Here is a 20,347-nt window from a genome sequence, read left to right on the forward strand (position 1 = left end):
ATAACATACCAGTTCCCACTACCATTATAATCAGTATGACATATATTGCAATGAGTAGGACTGGAAATTGGGCGGAACCATTACCTGCAGAACATATCCACAGGAAAACCCCTCAACCGGAAAGCAAGTGAGCACCTCCATCGATCTCCGGTTTAAGGGGTTTTCCATCCTTCTGCTGATTTACTCCGGAAGCGTGTACGTTTCACGCTCCCGGATCAGATGTTTGTATAACGATCGATACTTTTTATGGAAGAACAGAACCCGTTGTACATAATGGCGGGTTTCACCGTAAGGGATTTGACCCAGGTTTTTCCGGGTTCCGTCCCAGCGGCCTTCCTTCAACCATTTTTTCACATTACCCGGGCCCGCATTATAGGCTGCGATGGCCGCCACTTTGTTGTCGTTGAACTCCTTCATCAGCCCGGAAATGTACCAGCTTCCCATATGAATGTTGACCGCCGGGTCCTGAACGGCATCCTTGAAAGCAGGTGAGAACCGCCCCCGGTCCACCACCCATTCCACTGTGTTGGGTGTCAGTTGCATCAGTCCCTCGGCACCGGCATGGGATTTCACATCGGGGTTGAATTTACTCTCCACCCGGATGATCGCCATCACCAGAAACGGGTCTGCTCCGGTGGTGTCCGCGCTGTACAGGATCTTGTCTTCGTAATCCAGCGGGTACATCCACCGATTGAACAACGGCATGGCCACCACGAGAAACACCAACAGCAGAATAAAGGCCAAACCCAACTTGCGTTTGGACGGGAGGGCGGCTATAGCCGGCCGGATCCATTTTTGGAGACCATAGTTTGCCACAAAGCATCCACCTGTCTTTCCGTCTCCGTCAAAGTACCGGAGTTGTCAATCAGCACATCGGCGAACTTTTTTTTCTCATCGATAGGCATCTGGGCCCTGATCATCCGCCTGGCTTCCTCGGTTGTGATGCCTTCCCGTTCCATCAATCGTTTCAATTGAAGGGGTTCAGGTATGTAGACGAGAACGACCGTGTCCACCATCCACAGGAGATTTTCCTCGATGAGAAGAGGGACATCCAGGACCACGGGACGTTCGGCATCGGTTTTGCGGGCGCGCCGGACCTCCTCTTCCATCCTCCGGACAATCAGGGGGTGGAGAATGCGGTTCAGATCCTCCCGGGCATCCGGGTCGCGAAAAATCACTTCGCGGAGTGCCTTCCGGTCCAGTTTCCCGTCGACGTGAAAAACGCCGTCGCCGAAGCGTTTGCGGACCTCCCGGCTCCCCTCGGTACCCGGCTCCACCACTTCCCGTGCCACCCTGTCCGCATCAACAATCGCGGCCCCCCGCACACGGAGCATGTTGGATACCGTACTTTTTCCGGTTGCAATTCCACCCGTCAAACCGAGGGTCAATCCGATTTCCTCCATTTCACCATATCTTAATCGGGAAAGAAAAGAAAGAAAATCCTTTCCTCTCGCGACATTACTTCTGACACTTCGGACAGAAATGGGTTCCCCTGCCGGCAACCACCCGGCGCACGATCGGGGTCCCGCATCGGTAACAGGGCTCCCCCTTCCGCCCGTAGACCCGGATGCTCAGCTGAAACATCCCCATTTCTCCTTTGCCGTTCACATAGCTGCGGACCGAAGATCCACCGGCCTCGATCGCTTTCAATAACGTTGAACGGATACTCCCATAGAGACGTTTCACCTCGTCAGGATCCAGGGAAGGAACGGGACGTTCGGGGTGGATCCCCGCTGCGAACAGGGCCTCATCCACATAGATATTGCCAAGCCCGCTCAGAAATGACTGATTCAGCAGGAGAGCCTTGATCCCGGTCTTCCGACCGGCCAGACTCTCTGCAAAACGTTCCGGTGTAAATTCCTCCGACAGGGGTTCCGGCCCCAGATGACAGAGAGGAGGCCGGCTCAATTCCTCCCCTTTGGGCCAAAGGTGCATCGTGCCGAACTGACGGACATCCCGGTATCTCAGTTCGGTTCCGTCGGTGAAAGAAAAAATCACATGGACGTGCTTTTCCAGGGTTGTGCCCGACGGTTCCAAACGGTAGCGGCCTTCCATCCGCATATGGGAAACCAAAACCCAGGGGTCGAAGAAAATGCGGAGAAATTTTCCCCGCCGACCCACACCGGTGACGGTCCGTCCTCTCAGCATGTCCCGGAACAGCTCCGGATCGGGAGGTTCTTTGATGATTTTCGGAAGGAGAACCCGGACGTCATCCACTGTTTTTCCGACGATGAGCGTTTCCAGGGTACGTTTCACGGTTTCCACTTCAGGCAGTTCCGGCAATGCTCATTCTCTCCCATTATTTACTTGGCTTCATACCATGTTTTTCCGGTGTTCACGTCCACCTTGAGGGGAACCGAGAGTTCCACCGGTCCTTCCATCACTTGTCGGACCCGTTTCGACAACAGCTCCACCTCTTCTTTCGGCGTCTCAAAGATCAATTCATCATGAACCTGGAGAAGAAGCCGCGCCCGCATCTCTTCTCTTTCCAACCTTTCTTCCATTTGGACCATCGCCTTTTTGATGATGTCGGCGGCGGATCCCTGGATGGGGGTGTTCATCGCCGTGCGTTCGGCAAAGCTTCGCCGGTTGTAGTTCCGGGAATGGATCTCCGGCAGATAGCGTCGACGATGGAGCATGGTGGTCACATAGCCGTCTTTCTTGGCTTTCCTCACCACTTCATCCATATACGTCTTGACTCCCGGATAGCTGTCAAAGTAGCGGCGTATGAACTCTCCCGCTTCTTTGCGGGGAATGTTCAGGTTCTGGGACAGCCCGTAGTCGCTGATTCCGTAAACAATCCCGAAATTCACTGCTTTGGCCTGCCGGCGCATCAAGGAGGTCACTTCATCTTCGGAAACCCCGAACACATCCATCGCGGTCTTCGTGTGGATGTCCATGTCCTTCCGGAACGCTTCCAGCAGATTTTCATCCCCGGACAAGTGGGCCAATACCCGAAGTTCGATCTGGGAATAATCGGCGGAAAGGATCAGCCAGTCCTCCTCCGATGGGATGAACACCTGCCGGAGCCGTCGTCCTTCCTCCAACCGCACCGGGATATTCTGGAGGTTGGGATCGGAGCTGGACAATCGCCCGGTGGCGGTGATCGCCTGGTGGAACCGGGTATGGATTTTTCCAGTCGAGTCGTCGATCTCCTTCAGCAGACCTTCCACATAGGTGGAGATCAACTTGCCCACCTGGCGGTAATGCAGGATTTCTCCCACAATCTCGTGTTGTGGTGCCAACTTCTCCAATACATCGGCGCTGGTGGAATATCCGGTCTTGGTCTTCTTGAGTACAGGAAGATTCAGTTTGTCAAACAGGATCTCCCCCAACTGCTTGGGGGAATTGATATTGAACTCCGTTCCCGCAAGGCCGTGGATCTTCTCCGTCAACTCTTGCAAGCGCTCCTCCAGTTCCTCACCGATCTCCCGAAGACGGTCCCGGTCCACCTTGACCCCTTGCATCTCCATCCGGGCGAGGACGTGAGCGACAGGGAGTTCCAGATCACGAAACAGGGAATCGAGGTTGTTTTCCTCCAGTTCCCGTTCCAGTTCCGGTTTCAGCTGATAGATGGCCTCCGTTTTGCGGGCGAGGTGTTCCGCCAGTTCTTTTCCTTCCAACTGACGGCGCTTGGCCCCTTTTCCGTATACCGCATCGTCCTCCGGAAGACCCCCTCCCCGTTTGCGTTCCATGATGTCGGAGAGTTCATGCCCCGATTCGGAGGGGTGGATCAAGTAGGATGCAAGCAACACGTCGAAGGTGTAACCTTTGCTTTCCAACCCGTGCCGTTCCAAAACGACCCGGGTGGCTTTGACGTCATAACACCATTTCTCCCGCTTTCCGTCCTGAAGCCAGTCTCTGAAAGCTTTCCACCCTTTGGCTGTTTCCCAATCCATGAACAGCCGCTGTTTGCCGTCGGACAGGGTGACCGCCAACACTTCGGCCCGGTGATAGTTCTCATCGCTTCGTTCCACGAACAGAGCAAGGGCCTCCTGACGGAGAAAATCCTCCCATTGGGATGTCTCTTCCGGTCCGATCATCTCGACGGAGATGGCCTCCAAGCCGGTCGTATCGTGTGGGGACTCGTCCGCTCCGATCCGCTCCAAAAGGGATTTGAACTCCAGCTTTTTCAAGAGCGGTGCCACCCGTTCTGCCTCAAACCCTTCATATTTCAGGTCATCCAGTCCGAAATCAAGAGGAACGTCGCACAATATGGTGGCCAGTTCCTTACTCAGGATGGCATCCCGGCGGTTTGCCGCCACTCGTTCCTTCAGTTTTTTGCCGGGAAGATTGTCGGTGTTCTCCAGAACGCCTTCCACTGTTTCAAATTGTTTCAGCAACTTGAGGGCCGTCTTTTCCCCCACACCGGGAATCCCCGGAATGTTGTCGGAGGGATCCCCCATCAACCCTTTGAGATCGATGATCTGCTCCGGCTTCAGGCCGTATTTTTCCTTCAGTTTTTGCAGATCGTACCGATCGGCATCGGTGACCCCTTTTTTGGTCATCAACAGCTGAACGTTGTCGGAAACCAGTTGAAGGAGGTCTTTGTCACCGGTCACAATCGTGACGGAAAACCCCTTTTCTTCCGCTTGCCGGGAAAGCGTTCCGATAATGTCGTCGGCCTCGTACTGATCCAGCTCAAAATGGCGGATCCCAAAGGCGTCCAGGAGTTCCTTGATCAGTGGAATCTGCTCAGAAAACTCTCCGGGAGTTTTGTCCCGCTTTCCTTTGTATTCCTTATAATCCCGGTGCCGGAAGGTCGTTTTGCCGGCGTCGAAAGCCACCAGCACGTGGCTGGGTTTTTCCTCATCCAGGACCTTCATCAGCATCATGGTGAAGCCGTACACCGCATTGGTGTAGGTCCCCTTTTTGTTTTGGAGGAGGGGCAATGCAAAAAAAGCCCGGAATGCAATACTGTTCCCGTCGATCAAAACCAGTTTGTCCATCATGGACCTCCATTTCAAAATTGCGATCCCGTCCCGGTTTGTCAACCGTTACCGCCCGGGATATAATGAGCGTTACAGTGAAGGGTTGAACAACATATAAACACCCCCATTTTACCATGGGGCCGGTATTCACTTCCAGCAACGCACACCACGTCCCTTGGAAAGGAGGTCTCCCGGTGTCCCGCCGACCCCCGATCCATCCGTATCTGGCATTGGGAATCGGAATTGTCTTTATCTCTTTTTCCGCGATTCTGGTGAAGAGTTCAAGCGCTCCTTCGACCGTCATCGCCGCTTGGCGTCTCCTTTTGGCCACCGGTCTGATGTTGCCGGTGTGGTGGTGGAAACACCGGAGCGAGATCGGCTCCATCAAAGGAAGAGATTGGGGACTGGCCTTTCTTTCCGGGGTGTTCCTCGCTCTCCACTTCGCCCTCTGGTTCGCTTCCCTTTCCTATACCAGCGTGGCCAGTTCCGTGGTGTTGGTCACCTTGCAACCGGTCTTCGCCTTCGCCGGGGCTTATCTCCTGTTCGGGGAACGGATCCGGACCGCGGCTCTGACAGGAGCAGGGATCGCCGTCACAGGCGGGATGATCCTGGGGTGGGGGGATATCGCCCTGGGAGGCACCGCCTTCTTCGGCGACCTTCTCGCCTTATCCGGTGCCGCCATGGTGACGGCTTACTGGCTGGCCGGACAGCACCTCAGAAAAAAGCTCTCCCTGATGACTTACACCACCATTGTCTACGGAACGGCCGGACTTCTGCTGGCGGCCGCCTGCCTGGCCATGGGCGCCCCCCTCTTGGCCCACCCACTCCGGGACTGGACCCTCTTTCTCCTCTTGGCCTTGTTTCCCACCCTTCTGGGCCACAGCCTGCTCAACTGGGTGATCCGGTGGGTGCCGGCCACGACCGTTTCGGTCAGTATTCTGGGGGAGCCGGTGGGTGCCTCGATCCTGGCCTGGTTCCTCTTCAAAGAACAGCCGGGTGCTCTCCAATGGACGGGCGGCCTCTTGATCATGGCGGGGGTGTACGGCTTCCTTCGGTACAAGGAAGCTCCGACACGGGAAAACCCGGCTCGGAGGAGCCGGGCGTTGGAGCGGTGACCCCGGGGGGACGATAAAAAACGTCCATGCAATGGTTGATAGGAGTCTGAGATCCGTGCAACGAGGGATGTTGTGAATATCGGTTAATGGACCGGTTTTGCCACGCTCCGGCTGTTACCTTGATCGCATCACTCCCCGGTCTCGCTCTGTACTCAGGGGACGAGTCTCACCTGGATTACTCCGCTTCCGGTGCCACTTGGCAGTCCACGCCCCCCATACTCAATCCTGGATAATCAACAGTCCTGCGTGTTAAATCTACCGTGCAAAAGGATCTGTTCCTTGCTAAAAAAGCCTTTGCCTGAAGCAAAGTCCAGCCCCTCATTTCCGATGACAGCCATCACGCAGAACCTAAAGCGGATGGCTCATTTTCTTCACCGTTTATTTGTAACTCCCACTTGTTTGGAGAGTTCTTCTTTGCCGAAGATTCAGATCCATGATGCGATTTCAGGTTTGGGATGTATGGGGTCAACAGTTCGATGTAATATAATACCTGAGAAGGATTCCTGACAAAACCGACTGTAAGGAGGGAAAACCGATGAGGAAACCGGCTTTGTTTTTAGTCGTTCTGGCTTTTGTGGTATCAGGATGGATCTGGAAACAAGCCGCCATTCCCAAAGATATCAACGGGGATCACGCCATGGAAATAGACCGGTTTCGTGAAGAGTTCAACAGAGAGCTCCGAAAACGCGAACTGGCGAAATACGAGTTAAGAGACGGAGATGTACGGAACGGGGAAAGAAAAGGGGGCCTCCGGTATAAAATTATCCAATGGAACGAAGCCGGAAAGCAATTATTGCTCATTTATGATTCCGACAGACGATTGAAGTCGGTTTCCCTCTTCGGGGAGAGTGACCGGTTGGAAAAGGAATCGGAGATGTATCAGCTTTCCCGAACCCTGGTGAAGACCGTCTCTCCCCAACTGAAAAAAGAAGACCGGGATACCCTGTTTGATGACCTGGGTCTTGTTGATACCACGTTGAGTGAGGAAGGAAAAGTAAATCTCGGAGAAAGGAAATATCTCTTCAAAACGGACCCGGTTTTTTCTTTCATCGTCAATTTATAAGCGTTCACCTTTTCCGGAAATGGACAAACCTGATTGTGAAACAACAAACCTGAACAGGCCGGCGGATCCATGGCATTTACATCCCTCGCAACTGCTAAAAATCTTATAAATGGTTTATAGTCCTCCTTAAACCGATCCTTAAGTTATACAATATCTTAGACCAAAAACAGATAATTCTTCACACCCTTTCGTCAAGCGTCTCTTTAAGACGGGCTGATTGCCATAAGGGAACATAGATAACATTGAGCAAGCCGATAAAAGCTGGTATAAGAATGATTATAAAAAACATCAATCGCCAATCCACCCGTTGCCCATGCTGGGATTTCAAGAACTCTTCTGTATCTCTCCAATCCCTTTTTCCAAGCCCATTTACCTTTGGCGCCTAATATAAAAAGAACAACGATCCTGCAAATCGGGCTTAGTACCAACAATGAAACATAACACGATGAGGAACTCCCCAAATGAAAGTCAAGAAAAACGCTCCCCAGTTCCATTTATTAATTTTTTCGGAGTATTTATTTAATGCATAATAAACAACCACCTATCTTATAAATTTTGGTTAAAATAAATGAGCAGCGCCGTCTTTCGTTGCTTTGCAACGGGTTCCCAAAAATTGTGACGGCGCTACTCTACCTACACCCTACAACACATTCGCTCTAAAATAAACAGGCCAAAGGAAAAAAGCACCTGATTTGGGTCTGAACTCGCAATGAAAACAAGTTTTGAATGTGAACCTACCTATCACTAGAAGCGTTCTCAGAAGAAGGGAAGCGTTTACCCGAAACAGCGACTTTGCTGTCCTGCCCGGCGGAGAATCAGCCAGCAAGGGCGTTCAGGGGCAAAAACTTTTCTGTGTTGCATCCGCAGGCGTTTGCCCCTGCCCGCAACAGGAAGATTCGGAGTAGACAGTGCATATATCCCTGCCAGACAGCATAGCGCGACCGGGAGTGAAGCGACCCCAGGCGCGACTTGTGCTCTGTGAGTGCAACCGGAGCGGCTTCGGGTAAATGCCGGACTATGCGGGGATTAAAATCATGCGCCACGCCAAGCGAGGTGAAAGTGAGGTTGGGTAAAAATAAAGACGTACCATAAGGCACGTCCCAATGTTGTAACTTATTTATTTGTTCCTGTCATCTCGTCGACGAAGACCTAACAACCCAAGCAAACCTGCCAACCCGACCCAACCCCAGTCATTGTCATCTTCATCTGCTGTGGTGTTGGCAACAGGGCGCATATTGTTACCCATATCATCATCGTTGTTTACAAAAAATGCTTGCTTTGAATAGGCTTCATGATAATTTGACGCAAAGGCAGGAGTGGACACCCCAATAAGTGTGAAGGCTACCAGAAATAAAATAAACCTTTTCATCTATTCTCAATCCCTTCATTCGATTTCTGCCCCTAATATGCCACATTGATCGAGACAATTATTCACTTTCAATCATATTTCCACACCTCATGGGCCAAGATAAAAACATGGATAACCTTATCAATACCATTAGGAGGTACTTCATGGGCGTAATGAGTGGAAATCCAGCGAATGAACCGATGCATTATGGGGAGGTCTTTGCCGCTTGGAGTTACTTGGCCGCGAGTAAAGGAAAAGTGGCGGGATATCAAACCATGTTGAATCACACAGGGGACGAAGATCTCCGGAATTTTATTGAGGACATGATTAAAACTGGAAAACAAGAGGAGGAACAGATCGAGCGACTCCTGAAAGAAAATGGAGTTGGACTTCCTCCGGCACCTCCGGAACGTCCAGTAGCCAATTTGGAGAGTATTCCGGTTGGTGCTCGGTTTAATGACCCCGAGATTGCGGCTTCTATTGCCCGGGACATTACTACCGGGATGGTGGCTTGCAGTCAAGCGATGGGGCAATCTATTCGGGAGGATATCGGGATGATGTTTGGGCAGTTCCATGCCAAGAGGGCCATGTCAGGTGCTACACTCCTTCGAATGCAAAAGGAAAAAGGTTGGTTGGTTCCTCCCCCTCTGCACATTCAGGAACCAGTTGAAGCCCATTAACAAAAAAGACTGTGGACCCTTCAAGATTGAGGGGTCCTTTTTATTGTCTATAGGAGGTGATGGGATGGGCGGCCCGATATACCTTCAACTTTGGAAACTTCCATTCAAACGGAAATAGAAGAGCCAAAAAAGCCATAAACACATAATCAAAGCCATAAGGAATCTGTTTTGGTGGGTTCCACCATCCAAACCCCATCCCCGCGAACCACACAAAACGTTCATGGCTCTCTAAGCCGCAACCCCAGGATGAAAATGTATGATCCGTGGTTTCCATCGTCCATCCTGCTAATACCATAGGCAGCGAACGAACTACGTGGTTTAATGGTGGTTCGACCCTGGACACAAAACTGTATGGAATCGCTTCGTTGCACAACCCCATGTTGACACCGCTGGGCACATTTTGCGGTGATCACGGACAGAAAAATGATTCATTCGAGCGAGATTCTCCTGTCTGTGGACTTCTAATACAGGAAGGGATGGACAATGGACACTCTCATTACCCATGGAGCCGGCATGGATGTCCACCAAAAGGAGATCGTGGTCTGTGTCATTACAGGTCCCGAAGGAGAAGAACCGCAGATCGAAACGCGGTCCTTTCCCACCATGACCCGGGATCTGTACGATCTGTTGCGTTGGTTGGAGTCCAAGGAAGTGACCCATATCGCTATGGAAAGTACGGGGATCTACTGGAAACCCGTCTACAACATTTTCGGAGGGCTACTTCGAGATCATCCTGGCCAACGCCCAGCGGATCAAAAATGTCCCCGGTCGAAAGACCGATGTCTCCGATGCGGAATGGATCGCACGCCTTTTACGCCACGGGCTCATCAAACCTCGCTTCGTTCCACCTCCGGATATCCGGGAACTTCGCGAGCTGACCCGGCTGCGGAAAAAATGGGTCGGTCATCTCACAGCGGAGAAAAACCGAATTCAAAAGGTTCTGGAGTGCTCCAACATCAAGTTGGAAACCGTGATTTCCGATATTTTTGGTGTCTCCGGCCGCAACTTACTGGAACGCTTAGTGGAACAAGGGTATGTCGATGCCAATGAGATTGAAGGTTGTGTAAAAGAGCCGGTAAAAAGAAAGTGACCAAGCTTTCCGAATCCCTCTTCGGTACCTTGAATGAGCATCAGATTTTCATGATCCGACATTCCTGGAACCATATCCGGTTTATTGAGGAATCGATTCAACAACTGGATCAACGAATCAGATCATTCAAACCATGCCAGGCATCAACCGAATCACGGCGGCTTCGATCATTGCAGAAATGGGAACCGATATGGAGCAATTTCCTTCAACGGCTCATTTCTCTTCCTGGGCGGGAGTATCCCCGGGCAACCACGAGAGCGCCGGTAAAAAAAGTACACGCACGATCCAGGGAAATCCCCACATCAAAACGGCCCTCTGTGAAGCCGCATGGGCCGCATCGCGATCACGGAAAACCCGACTGGCAGTGAAGTATTGGAAACTATCCGCACGAAGAGGAAAGAAAAATAGCGTTAAGGATCTCGATCTCCGCCCCATGATTCTCACTCTGATGTTATTTCGAACTTTGGTAGCTGTACACACTCCGTTAATCACTTGTGCCTGACCGCCAAAAATACGAGCAAATTCTCGACACAGGGGACTGATTGCCATACTACCTCCTCCTTCCTGATAAGCTATGAGCAAGCTATGAAGGGAAGAGGGGAGATGGCACCTCGTTTCTCCTGGAATATAGAAAATATACTGTTGACTATGATGGACCTCAAGCATTCATTCGGTCGGGGCAAACCAGTGCATCATTAATAACATCGATGGCAGCAATGACGTAGGTGAACACCAGTTAATCTCAGATCTTTACTTTCAACTACTCAGGGTAATTGGTCATTTAATGACCCAATCAAAACCCTTGAAATACGGGCTCACGCAGGTATCCCGTGTGAGTCCATTTTTTATATTTAACTTTGCAATGGATTCTCGGCTCGACATGGACAAACCGTTGATCTTCCCGGATCTTCATCTGTTGCGCCACCTGATAGAAGGCTTTCCGTTCCCTTGGACCGATTCCGAGTTCCATTACTCCACCAGGGCGGTGCCGACCGTCTTCCTCCAAAGCGATCAACCAACCGGGTTCCTCTTTTCGATATCCCGTGATCACGACTTCCGCCTCTTGCCAATGGATCACCTTTTGCCATGCCCACGCGTTTCCCCGGGTGATACAGGGAGTCTTTCCGTTTCATCACGATTCCTTCTAACTATGCTTCACCGGTGGTCCGAAAAAGCCCGGTCCCGGTCCTTTTACAGCTTCTTGGACTACCCCTATTCCTCCCCAAAGAATTACTTTTAAACAAGAGGGATGAATCAAAAAAGAGAGGGGGTTCCCCTCTCCTGCCCAACGGTGTTGAGTTTTTTCGTTAAAGGTAAGATCTTATTTTTAATACAGAGTATTATCTTCATTTGGCCCCTTTTTAATGTCCACCGTGAGAGGAACCGTGGTTCACTCCCGGAGGAAAGGGATGAAAATGGGAGGTAATCAGGAATCCCGCCACCAGCAAGAAATAGAAGAAGGGATGGAAAAGAACGATTTCGAACCGGTTGGAAACGCGGCCGCTCCCGGACATGATTAAAAAGGCCATAAACAGGACTCCCCCCACCAACACGGAGGTCAGATGAAACAGCAGAGTTCCGGACTCCGAAGGGATCATCACCGCCAGCATCGCCCCCATGGGCCCGCCCATCCAACCTGCCACCGTCCCCTCCAGCACCCCCCGCACCCCGCTTTTCCATCCGATGGCCCAGCCGGCGGCGGTCCCCGCCGCAAATCCGGTCAAAGCGGCCGGGAAAAAAGAGATTCCCATCGCAACCGGAAGATAAACCCCGATCCCCGTCCCCACCGCAGTCCCCGTCGACATGGAACAGACCATCCCGTCCCGGGAGAAAGCCCCCCCGCCTCCGATCGACAACCGGATCAACCACAGCACCAGAAGAACGCCGCTCACCCACCAACCCGCCATCGCAACGGACACCTTCCCACCTCCCTGTCCCATGTATATGACTGCCTTCTTGCAGGAAGAAGAAAAAAGAAAAAAGACCCTTCCGGGTCCTTGAACTCAGTGTCCCCCGTGACCTCGCCCTCTGCACCATTACGGGCTAATCTTCATTACTTACCGGAGCCTTCCTCTGTATATTCATCAGCATTTCCGGCGTTCTCTCCTCCGGCGACCGTCTTGACCGGGTGCGCCCGGATCAGAGATACCATTCCCAGCCACCTGCGCTCCACCCGTTCCACCTTAAGTTGCCGGTTCACCAGCCGGAGGATGTCCCGGTTCTGGTGACATCCCACCCAGCGGTAATTCAGCGGATCGATCCATTCCTGAAGACGGGCCACCGGCTTTTTTGAACTGAGCCCGTGCTCCAACAGCAAAATTTTCCCCTCCGGCCGGCACCAGGAGGCGAAGGAGCGCAGCACACGGCCCGGGTCTTCGTAACCGCAGAGGGACAAAGTGGAAACGATGGTGTCAAAGGAGTTTTCCGGATAGGTCAGCGCCTCCACATCCGCCTCCAACAACTCCACCTTCAAATCCACTTCCGAGGCCGCCTCTTTTGCTTTTTCCAACATGGCCGGGCTGAAATCGACTCCCGTCACCTTCTTCACCCCGAGAGGATAATAAGCGAAGTTGGCTCCGGCACCCACGGCCACCTCCAGCACTTCCCCCCGGGCGTCGGCCAGAAGGCGACGCCGCCATGATGCCAAAATTCCTTTCTTTCTCATCCGTTCATACCGGCTCGCCTGACGGTCAAAGATCTGCACCAGCTTCCGCCGCTCCACTTCGCACTCTCCTTTTCATTTCATTAGTGTCCCAACGATGAGGGGGAATATTTTTCAACTCCTTCCACCTGCAAAAAAAGTTCCACAGAAAAAACGGCAGGAATCATGATGTCCCCCGCAGGGATACAGATTAACAAAAACATCTTGAAGAGTGTGGGTCCTGATGAGAAGTACACACAGCTTACCGTATGGGAATGAGTATCGCCCATGTTTTTTGGTTTCATATGGATGTTTGTTATGAACTTGCGACAGCTGTTCTTCAAACCGTCTCTAAAAGGATTGGGGAAAATTGAGCGGGTTCTAAATTCAGCTGCCGAGGGACAGGGGGTACTCCTTACCTTCGGGGAACAAATTTTTTTAGGCACATGACCCGCTTTCTTACATATCCTGAAAGGGCCAACGAATCAGTGGAGGGAAGCATCATGGTTGTCGATCCAAACCCGTTCAGTGCCCGGTTGAGGCGGCAAATCATCGCCTTTGCCCGGGAAGGCCGACGCCTGCTATCGAATTGGAACGAACCCGGCGGTGGGGAAACGTTGTCACCGAAAACGCGCCTGCAGTGGGAAAAACGATTCGGGGAATTGGAAAAAGCCGCCGTTTCGGTGAGTTCTTTTTCCCTTTATCCCCTGTTACAACAAGTATGGGAAGGGCACAGCCGGCTGGTTCGAATGATTCGAAAGGATTTAGCCACCATTCAGGGGACAGAACCCGCGGAGAAAACCGGGGAGGAAGTGGTGGAGGAAACCGCGGAGGATCCCGAACGGAACAAGGAAAAACACGAAGACTGTCCCACCCCCCCAAAAAAACCGGTGCCGATCGGCGGTCACGTTCTCCCCCCGCTTCCTTATCCTTATGAAGCCTTGGAACCTTACATCGACGCAAAAACCATGCGCCTTCACCACGATGAGCATCACAAAAGCTATGTGGACGGTTTGAACAAAGCGGAGATCATGATGGCCCAAGCCCGCAAAACTGGCAATTTCAATTTGATCAAGCATTGGGAACGGGAAGCGGCATTTAACGGCGCCGGACATTATCTGCACACGATCTTTTGGGAGATCATGAGCCCCAAGGGCGGCGGCAAGCCGAGCGGAAAGCTGCTGAAACAAATCCGGAAGGATTTCGGCAGTTTCGAAGCCTTCAAAAAGCATTTTTCCGCCGCCGCCGAAAAAGTGGAAGGCGGCGGTTGGGCGATCCTCGTATGGGCTCCCCGCGCCCAACGGCTGGAGATCCTGCAGGCGGAAAAACACCAAAATCTGTCCCAGTGGGACGTGGTTCCCTTGTTGGTTCTGGACGTGTGGGAACACGCCTATTACCTGAAATACCCCAACAAACGGAAGGCGTACATCCGGGCCTGGTGGAATGTGGTGAACTGGCCCGCCGTCGAATGCCGGTACCTGCAGGCGCGGAAGTTGTTCTGGAAACCATACTGAATCAGTGCCGCAGATGATTCCGGAAAAACGGACGGGCGACGATCCCAGGGCGTGTTCAGGCAACTTCAAACGAGGGCACGGTTAACCGGATCGGTCCTTTCAAAAAACAACCTGTAAAAATTCGCACAAACAAACACCCCGCCTGATGCCCTCCCTGCTCAAGTGGGGTGTTTGCCTGTTTCGTGAGCAATATGAAAAGAAGATGGAACATCCGCTTTCAGAGCATGAAGTGGGTAAATACTTTGATGGCAAACCAACCAAGTTCGTATCCTTCAGTTTATATCTTTCCACTGAACCCTGACCCGCGGTATAGCATGATCGAAGGGGGGATCTTCCCAATCCACCTCCCAGTCCGGAGCCGATGTCAAAATCCAGACGGTGCAGGAATGCATCCAGATCCATCCTTCCCTCCCGGTCACGTCTTACGGAAACGGATGCGGGTATAGGTTGAGCTGTGCCAGCGTCAGCGGTTGTTTGGTGTGTCCGAGTTCCACCGGTACCCTCAGCACCCTCTCCAGCCCTTCCAGGCGGGTAAAGTGATGTCCGAAGGTCATGGGTAACATCCCCGGAATCAGCACTTTCACGCAGTAGAGTCCGTTTCGGTTGATTTCCGGTGTGGTTTGGTTCACCACAATCACCTCCAGGTTCAACCGGCAAAACACCTGAAGGATCTCCTTGAGATCCTCCGTCAAATCCGCATGCCTGGCCTTCCCCTGGAACTCCTCGTCAAACCTTTGCAACGAACGATTTCCATCCAGCAAAAATCGAAGGCGCTCCCGGGCTTGCGGCAAACCATACAGCAGCGCATGATCCTCCATCTGCCGCACCAGGGACGAATCGTGGAACATGGACTTTGCCTTCTTTTGGATTTCCTCATATTGCTTGTTAAGCAGCCGCATCGTGCCGGACAACTCATGGACCGCACTTTTCACCGCCCGTACGGGGTCCGGATGAGCTCCGGCCGCACAGATGAGATGGGCTCCCTTCGGTTTTCGGTTTTTCGCTAACGCCCACACGCTGGGAATGCCGTTTTCCATCGTCGTGTTAAAGAACTCAAGATCATACCCCGTCACCGTTTGAAAACGATGGAACATCCACCGCAATTCCCGGTCATCAAGAGAATCTGGGTCCAATCGCGGGACAGGCAATTGCGCGTACCAAGTCATCAGGAATGAGTCCCGTTCCACCACTTCCAAAAGACCGTAGAAAATGGCCTCCTCCAAACTCCCGCCCAAGGCGCATCCGTTGGAAGTCTCAAAGACAAATCTCTCCCCGCAACCCGGGCCGAAATAGGCGAGAGACTTCGGAACCAGAATGGGACGCTCCTGCAAAAACGAAAAACCCCACACCCAATCGATCGGACGGTCCGGATCAAAGGGTTTGAACGGAAAACCCGGACGTGTATACTGTTCCTTTGCGTGCACCCCGACCGTGACAGGGTTCAGCGCTTGATCGGCCAGATTACGGTAACAATCCTGGGTCACCGTCCGTTTGCCGCGGGGTTCCAGACCGCAGTAGCGTTCCAATCCTTCCAAAATGGCCGTCAACCCGCTCTCAGCATAGGAATGAGTCCGCCCACCCGTTCCTGTATCCCCCGTGATCAATGGCAGATTCACCCCCGCATCGGCAAAGGTGGATGCCAGATCATGCATTTTCCCGTTCAGAATGCCGGTTCGATAATCCAGATAGTCTTTGACCAGTGCTTCATTCAGATCATCGATCGAACGACAGCGGTAATGGTCACTGCTGACCTTCAGACTCGGTTGAAGTGAAATGCGGGCCGCGGTCGGCGAATCATCGGGCAAACGTCCGCAAACCGAACAAAGCGGATCAGGAAGAAAAAAGTGACGGGAGTTTTTCAGCGTTTTCAGGTTGATTAAAAATATCCGTCCATCCAAGTGGGCCCGACCACCTTGTAACACCCTCCGTGCCTCTGCCAGCAGCAGGTGAGCCATCTGCAAAAGGCCTGTGCACGATGCCCAGGGGTCACGGGGGACTCCCCCCTGGGCCGCCAGTCTCTGTTGCAACCCCTGCATCTCTTGGCGGTCGCGCCCCGCCATAAGGCGTCGCTTTTCCGCACACCGGGAGCACCCCGGCGTTCCTGGGCGAACCAACGGCCCGACCACTCCTTCTCCAAATGAAACAAAACCGCGCAGCCAAGGGATGCCGGCTGTCTGAAACACCTCTTCCGCCTGATGATGAACGGAAGGGTCCCAAGAATCGTGCAACACCAGAGCCAAATCCGCTTCTTCCGTCTGTCCCGTTTTCAAATCGGTCCAGCGAAGGACCGGGTATCGGGAGGAGAGTTCCCCGCACACGAAGTCCGCCAAGAGCCCTTCTCCAACAACCGCCACGACGGTGCTCACCGGGATTCCTCCCCTCGCAGTGACACACCGAACACGCCCGCCGGCTTCGGCTTCTCTATTAAAAACGGTTCTTGCGCCAGGTCGAAGACCATCCACGCTTGCGCCGGGTGACACGCCGCTTGGGTTTGTGCCGTTGAGAGCATCTGTTGTAATGCCTTCCCCACTTTCCGTTCCTCCTCACTGTCACCTACTCCAATATTCATCATCACTCTGTTATCTTATGCACGGTTTTTGAACCCTGATGCCTGATTCACCGAGAAGAACCCCTGCCAGCTCAAAAAATCGCTGTGCAGGGGGCAACCCCAGTTTCCGTTTGATTGTCTGTGTCCACCATCGCCCGGCCTGTGATCATGCTAACAACCGTGACAATGATGACAATGATGGCAGTGGTGACAGTGGTGGCAGTGATGGCAATGGTGGCAGTGATGGCAGTGATGACAGTGATGGCAATGGTGGCAGTGATGACAATGATGGCAATGGTAGTAATAATCCTCACCGGAAACATTCACGTCTTGATTTCCCCAAGGTGTCACCTTCGCTGCACTGAACTCGTCAACGCTCAACTTTTGAAGATCCTGTTTGAAATCATCCAAGGCGTAACACCTCCGTTCATAAAGTGGGTAGAATCCGTAACGGGGAACCAGCAATGGATGAAAAAAGATGATCCACTGTGGTCGACCCCTCAGATCCTTCGTCCAACAAATTTCTTCCCTACATCGTTCATCATTATGAAGAAAATGCCTATTGTTGCAGGTCCCTCATCCATTTTGGGCCGGTATCATACGGGAATTTACGGATGATTTCGGTAACTCGCCTTCTCCCCGCCGATCCGGCCCCCCCTTTTTCAGGCGTTTCACGCAGTAAACCAAAGAGGACGGGTCGTAATTCAACGGATGGTCATAGCGCTTCATAGTAAAAAACGGAAAGCCGCCTTCGAAAGGAAGGCGGCTTTATTCATCAAGTTCACTTTCCCCTGCTCCCGATGATCCGATTCCTTTCATGAGGCGGATATATCGATGGCCCTCTTTCCGATTACGGTTGGATGCGGATCAAACGCAGGCTGTTCAGGGTGACCAGGAGGGCGGCTCCCATGTCGGCGAAGATCGCCAGCCACAGCGTCAACCACCCGGGAAACACCAGGTAGACCGCGGCAAATTTGGTGAGCAGGGAGAAGGTGATGTTTTGTTTGATCACCCTTAAAGCAGCCCGGCTCAAACGCACCGTGAAAGGCAGCTTGGTGAGGTCGTCCGCCATGAGCACGATATCGGCTGTTTCCAAAGCCGTATCGGTTCCGGCTCCGCCCATGGCGATTCCGGTGGTGGCCACTGCCATGGCGGGAGCATCATTGATCCCGTCTCCCACCATCCCGATGCGGCGGTCGGCCTTTCGCAGCTCTTTCACTGCTTCCACCTTATCTTCCGGCAAAAGCTCGGCCCGATACTCTTTCATCCCCACCGCCTGAGCGATCACACGGGCAGTGGCCTCGTTGTCACCGGTGAGCATCACCGTTTTGTCCACGCCGACCCGTTCCAGTTCGGCGATGGCCTGTCGGCTGGTATCCCGAACCGCATCGGCCACTGCAAACAGAGCCAGCACCTGTTCCGGACAGCCCAGAAGAACGGCGGTCTTACCCTGGTCTTGCAACTCTTTCAGAACAGGCCGAACCGCTTCCATCGGCGCATCCATTTCTTCGAACAGGCGCGGACTCCCGATCCAGAGCGGCCGGCCTTCCACCATCGCCCGGGCCCCGCGTCCGGGTTTGGCCTCAAATTCGCAGGCTTCCTTGACGGCCACGCCGAGCTCCTTTGCGTATCGCACGATCGCACGGGCCAAGGGGTGTTCGGAACGGGCCTCCAAGGCCGCGGCCAGAGCCAGCGCCTCTTCCTTGCGCTTCTCTCTGAAGAGGCGGATTTCCGTGACTTCCGGTTCCCCTCGGGTCAACGTTCCGGTTTTGTCGAAGGCGATGGCCTTTAAGGCCCCCATGTTCTCCAAATGCAGACCGCCTTTGATCAGCACGCCGTTATGAGCGGCGTTTCCGATGGCGGAGACGATGGCCACTGGAGTGGAAACCACCAGCGCACAGGGGCAGGCGACGATTAACAGAGCCAGCGCCTCATAAACCGACGAGATCCAGGGAGTGCCAAAGAGAAGAGGCGGCACCAGCGCCATCCCGGCCGCCAACAGCATGATCGCCGGGGTGTAAACCTTTGCGAACCGGTCCACAAAGGCCTGGGAAGGGGCCCGCTGTTCCTGGGCGTCCTCCACCAGGGTGATGATCCGGGCCAAGGTGGTGTCCTCCGCCCGTTTGGTCACCCGGACTTCCAACGCTCCTTCTTCGTTGATGGAACCGGCGTAAACCTCACTGTCCGGCTCCACGGCCACCGGAATGGATTCCCCCGTGATCGCGGCTTGGTTGACCGCCGATCGTCCGGCTGTGACCACTCCGTCCATGGCCAGTTTTTCACCGGGTTTTACAATCATGATATCCCCGATCTGAACCTCTTCGACGGGAATGTGCCGTTCCCGGTCCCCCCGTCGAACCGTGGCTGAACGGGGAGCCCATTCCACCAGGGACTTCAAAGAGCGGCGGGCTTTGGCGGTCGTATAAGCCTGCAGGGTTTCACTCACCCCGAACAGGAAGGCCACGACCGCCGCCTCCTCCCAGTATCCGATGGCAAGGGCCCCCGACACGGCCACGGTCATCAGCGCGTTCATGTCAAAACGGAATTTCCAGATCCCGGGGAGCCCCTTTTTGGCGGTTTCCCATCCCCCCAGCACGGTGGCGGCCAGATAAAGGATCACCGTTACGGGGGCCGACATACCTGTCCAACCGCTGATCAGGGCCAGAACGATCAACAGGAAAGCGGAACCCGTGAACACCACCTGACGCTCACGGTACCAGGGGGCGGGACCTTCGGTTTCCCCCTCTTCCACCCGGATCCCGTCAAAGGCGCCGAGTTTGTTGAGTTCTGCCCGAGAGGGAGACTTTCCCCGGATGGTGATTTTGGAAGCGCCGAAATTGAGCCGGGCATCGATCACGCCCGGGATTTTTTTCACATCCCGCTCAAACTGAGCGGCACAATCCGCTCAAGTCAGTCCGGTCAGGCGGTAGACGGTTTCTTTTTCCTGATGCGGTACGCGTTCCGCGTAGGGTGCCACGGGTTCACCCCCTTTTCCCGGCGGGAGGAATTTCCTCCGGCGCATATTTCATGGCAAACCGAACCATCTGTCGCACCGAGCCGTCATCCAGGGTGTAAAAAACGATCTTTCCCGCTTTCCGACTGCGGGCCAGACCCATCTTCCTCATCAGCCGGAGGTGATGAGAAGCCGTCGCCACTGAGGCGCCCAGGATGTGAGCGACGTCACAGACGCAGAGCTCCTCTTCCAAACAGAGGGCGTAAGCGATTTTTAACCGGGTTTCATCTCCCAGCCCTTTAAAGAGCCGGGCGGCGGCACGGGTCTCTTCCATTTTTCCCTTCAACCGGCGGACTTTTTCTTCATCGTGACAGAAGACGTCACAAATATCCGGCTGTGTGTGGGAAGGACGGGAAACCATCCGGATCTCCCCCTCATTCAAATAAACTTTTAAATAGAGTCTG

17 protein-coding genes and 1 pseudogene are annotated in these 20,347 nt (G+C 53.5%); 6 read left to right on the forward strand and 12 right to left on the reverse strand.

Annotated features, from left to right (window positions below; all coding sequences use genetic code 11):
• Nucleotides 1–180: 180 nt before the first annotated feature.
• From C8P63_RS03940 to polA, 4 genes are read right to left on the reverse strand one after another with little or no spacing between them, the layout of a single operon-like run.
• Nucleotides 181–816 carry a lytic transglycosylase domain-containing protein gene (locus C8P63_RS03940; protein WP_108022040.1) on the reverse strand — a complete coding sequence of 212 codons (636 nt, stop codon included), beginning with the start codon at nt 814–816 and terminating at the stop codon, nt 181–183.
• The gene (gene coaE / locus C8P63_RS03945) at nt 774–1,403 is read right to left on the reverse strand and encodes a dephospho-CoA kinase (RefSeq protein WP_211308242.1); all 630 of its coding nucleotides are present in this window, start codon (nt 1,401–1,403) and stop codon (nt 774–776) included. Before coaE ends, C8P63_RS03940 begins: the two co-directional genes overlap by 43 nt.
• 55 nt (nt 1,404–1,458) lie before the next feature.
• Nucleotides 1,459–2,283 carry a DNA-formamidopyrimidine glycosylase gene (mutM, locus tag C8P63_RS03950; protein WP_108022041.1) on the reverse strand — a complete coding sequence of 275 codons (825 nt, stop codon included), beginning with the start codon at nt 2,281–2,283 and terminating at the stop codon, nt 1,459–1,461.
• Between the two features lie 20 nt (nt 2,284–2,303).
• A complete protein-coding gene (gene polA / locus C8P63_RS03955; RefSeq protein ID WP_211308243.1) occupies nt 2,304–4,949 on the reverse strand; it encodes a DNA polymerase I in 2,646 nt (881 codons plus the stop codon).
• A gap of 176 nt (nt 4,950–5,125) precedes the next feature.
• On the opposite strand from polA, the gene C8P63_RS03960 reads away from it, so the two are divergent.
• Together C8P63_RS03960 and C8P63_RS03965 are read left to right on the forward strand one after the other, a co-directional pair.
• Nucleotides 5,126–6,046 carry a DMT family transporter gene (locus C8P63_RS03960; RefSeq protein WP_245920669.1) on the forward strand — a complete coding sequence of 307 codons (921 nt, stop codon included), beginning with the start codon at nt 5,126–5,128 and terminating at the stop codon, nt 6,044–6,046.
• 535 nt (nt 6,047–6,581) lie between these two features.
• Complete coding sequence (locus C8P63_RS03965) at nt 6,582–7,109, forward strand: hypothetical protein (protein ID WP_108022043.1); 528 nt, start codon at nt 6,582–6,584, stop codon at nt 7,107–7,109.
• A gap of 1,117 nt (nt 7,110–8,226) precedes the next feature.
• Here C8P63_RS03965 and C8P63_RS03970 read toward each other — a convergent pair.
• On the reverse strand, nt 8,227–8,478 hold the full coding sequence (locus tag C8P63_RS03970) for a WGxxGxxG family protein (RefSeq protein ID WP_108022044.1): 252 nt from the start codon (nt 8,476–8,478) through the stop codon (nt 8,227–8,229).
• 143 nt (nt 8,479–8,621) lie between these two features.
• Here C8P63_RS03970 and C8P63_RS03975 point away from each other — a divergent pair, with 143 nt between their 5' ends.
• On the forward strand, nt 8,622–9,137 hold the full coding sequence (locus C8P63_RS03975; RefSeq protein WP_108022045.1) for a DUF3231 family protein: 516 nt from the start codon (nt 8,622–8,624) through the stop codon (nt 9,135–9,137).
• 40 nt (nt 9,138–9,177) lie between these two features.
• Here C8P63_RS03975 and C8P63_RS18735 read toward each other — a convergent pair whose 3' ends face one another.
• On the reverse strand, nt 9,178–9,411 hold the full coding sequence (locus C8P63_RS18735) for a hypothetical protein (protein WP_146172105.1): 234 nt from the start codon (nt 9,409–9,411) through the stop codon (nt 9,178–9,180).
• A 209-nt stretch (nt 9,412–9,620) separates the two neighbouring features.
• Between C8P63_RS18735 and C8P63_RS03980 the strand changes: the two are divergent.
• Nucleotides 9,621–10,729 (forward strand): annotated as a pseudogene (locus C8P63_RS03980) (IS110 family RNA-guided transposase).
• A 291-nt stretch (nt 10,730–11,020) separates the two neighbouring features.
• Here C8P63_RS03980 and C8P63_RS03985 read toward each other — a convergent pair.
• The 3 genes from C8P63_RS03985 to C8P63_RS03995 form a co-directional block, all read right to left on the reverse strand.
• On the reverse strand, nt 11,021–11,305 hold the full coding sequence (locus C8P63_RS03985; RefSeq protein ID WP_146172106.1) for a hypothetical protein: 285 nt from the start codon (nt 11,303–11,305) through the stop codon (nt 11,021–11,023).
• Between the two features lie 283 nt (nt 11,306–11,588).
• Nucleotides 11,589–12,146, reverse strand: coding sequence for a hypothetical protein (locus C8P63_RS03990; RefSeq protein WP_108022047.1), 558 nt, complete (start codon nt 12,144–12,146; stop codon nt 11,589–11,591).
• Nucleotides 12,147–12,280: 134 nt separating this feature from the next.
• Nucleotides 12,281–12,949, reverse strand: coding sequence for a class I SAM-dependent methyltransferase (locus C8P63_RS03995; protein ID WP_108022048.1), 669 nt, complete (start codon nt 12,947–12,949; stop codon nt 12,281–12,283).
• A 422-nt stretch (nt 12,950–13,371) separates the two neighbouring features.
• On the opposite strand from C8P63_RS03995, the gene C8P63_RS04000 reads away from it, so the two are divergent.
• Nucleotides 13,372–14,382, forward strand: coding sequence for a superoxide dismutase (locus tag C8P63_RS04000; RefSeq protein WP_245920670.1), 1,011 nt, complete (start codon nt 13,372–13,374; stop codon nt 14,380–14,382).
• A gap of 422 nt (nt 14,383–14,804) precedes the next feature.
• On the opposite strand, the gene C8P63_RS04005 is transcribed toward C8P63_RS04000, so the two are convergent.
• Complete coding sequence (locus C8P63_RS04005) at nt 14,805–16,748, reverse strand: TOMM precursor leader peptide-binding protein (protein WP_108022050.1); 1,944 nt, start codon at nt 16,746–16,748, stop codon at nt 14,805–14,807.
• A gap of 380 nt (nt 16,749–17,128) precedes the next feature.
• Here C8P63_RS04005 and C8P63_RS18960 point away from each other — a divergent pair, with 380 nt between their 5' ends.
• Nucleotides 17,129–17,548, forward strand: coding sequence for a hypothetical protein (locus tag C8P63_RS18960; protein WP_170109482.1), 420 nt, complete (start codon nt 17,129–17,131; stop codon nt 17,546–17,548).
• Nucleotides 17,549–17,780: 232 nt separating this feature from the next.
• Here C8P63_RS18960 and C8P63_RS04015 read toward each other — a convergent pair whose 3' ends face one another.
• Both C8P63_RS04015 and C8P63_RS04020 read right to left on the reverse strand, forming a co-directional pair.
• Nucleotides 17,781–19,952, reverse strand: coding sequence for a heavy metal translocating P-type ATPase (locus tag C8P63_RS04015; protein WP_108022052.1), 2,172 nt, complete (start codon nt 19,950–19,952; stop codon nt 17,781–17,783).
• A complete protein-coding gene (locus tag C8P63_RS04020) occupies nt 19,912–20,304 on the reverse strand; it encodes an ArsR/SmtB family transcription factor (protein WP_108022053.1) in 393 nt (130 codons plus the stop codon). Before C8P63_RS04020 ends, C8P63_RS04015 begins: the two co-directional genes overlap by 41 nt.
• Between the last annotated feature and the right edge of the window lie 43 nt (nt 20,305–20,347).

This window comes from Melghirimyces profundicolus (assembly GCF_003054245.1).
Lineage (GTDB): Bacteria > Bacillota > Bacilli > Thermoactinomycetales > DSM-45169 > Melghirimyces > Melghirimyces profundicolus.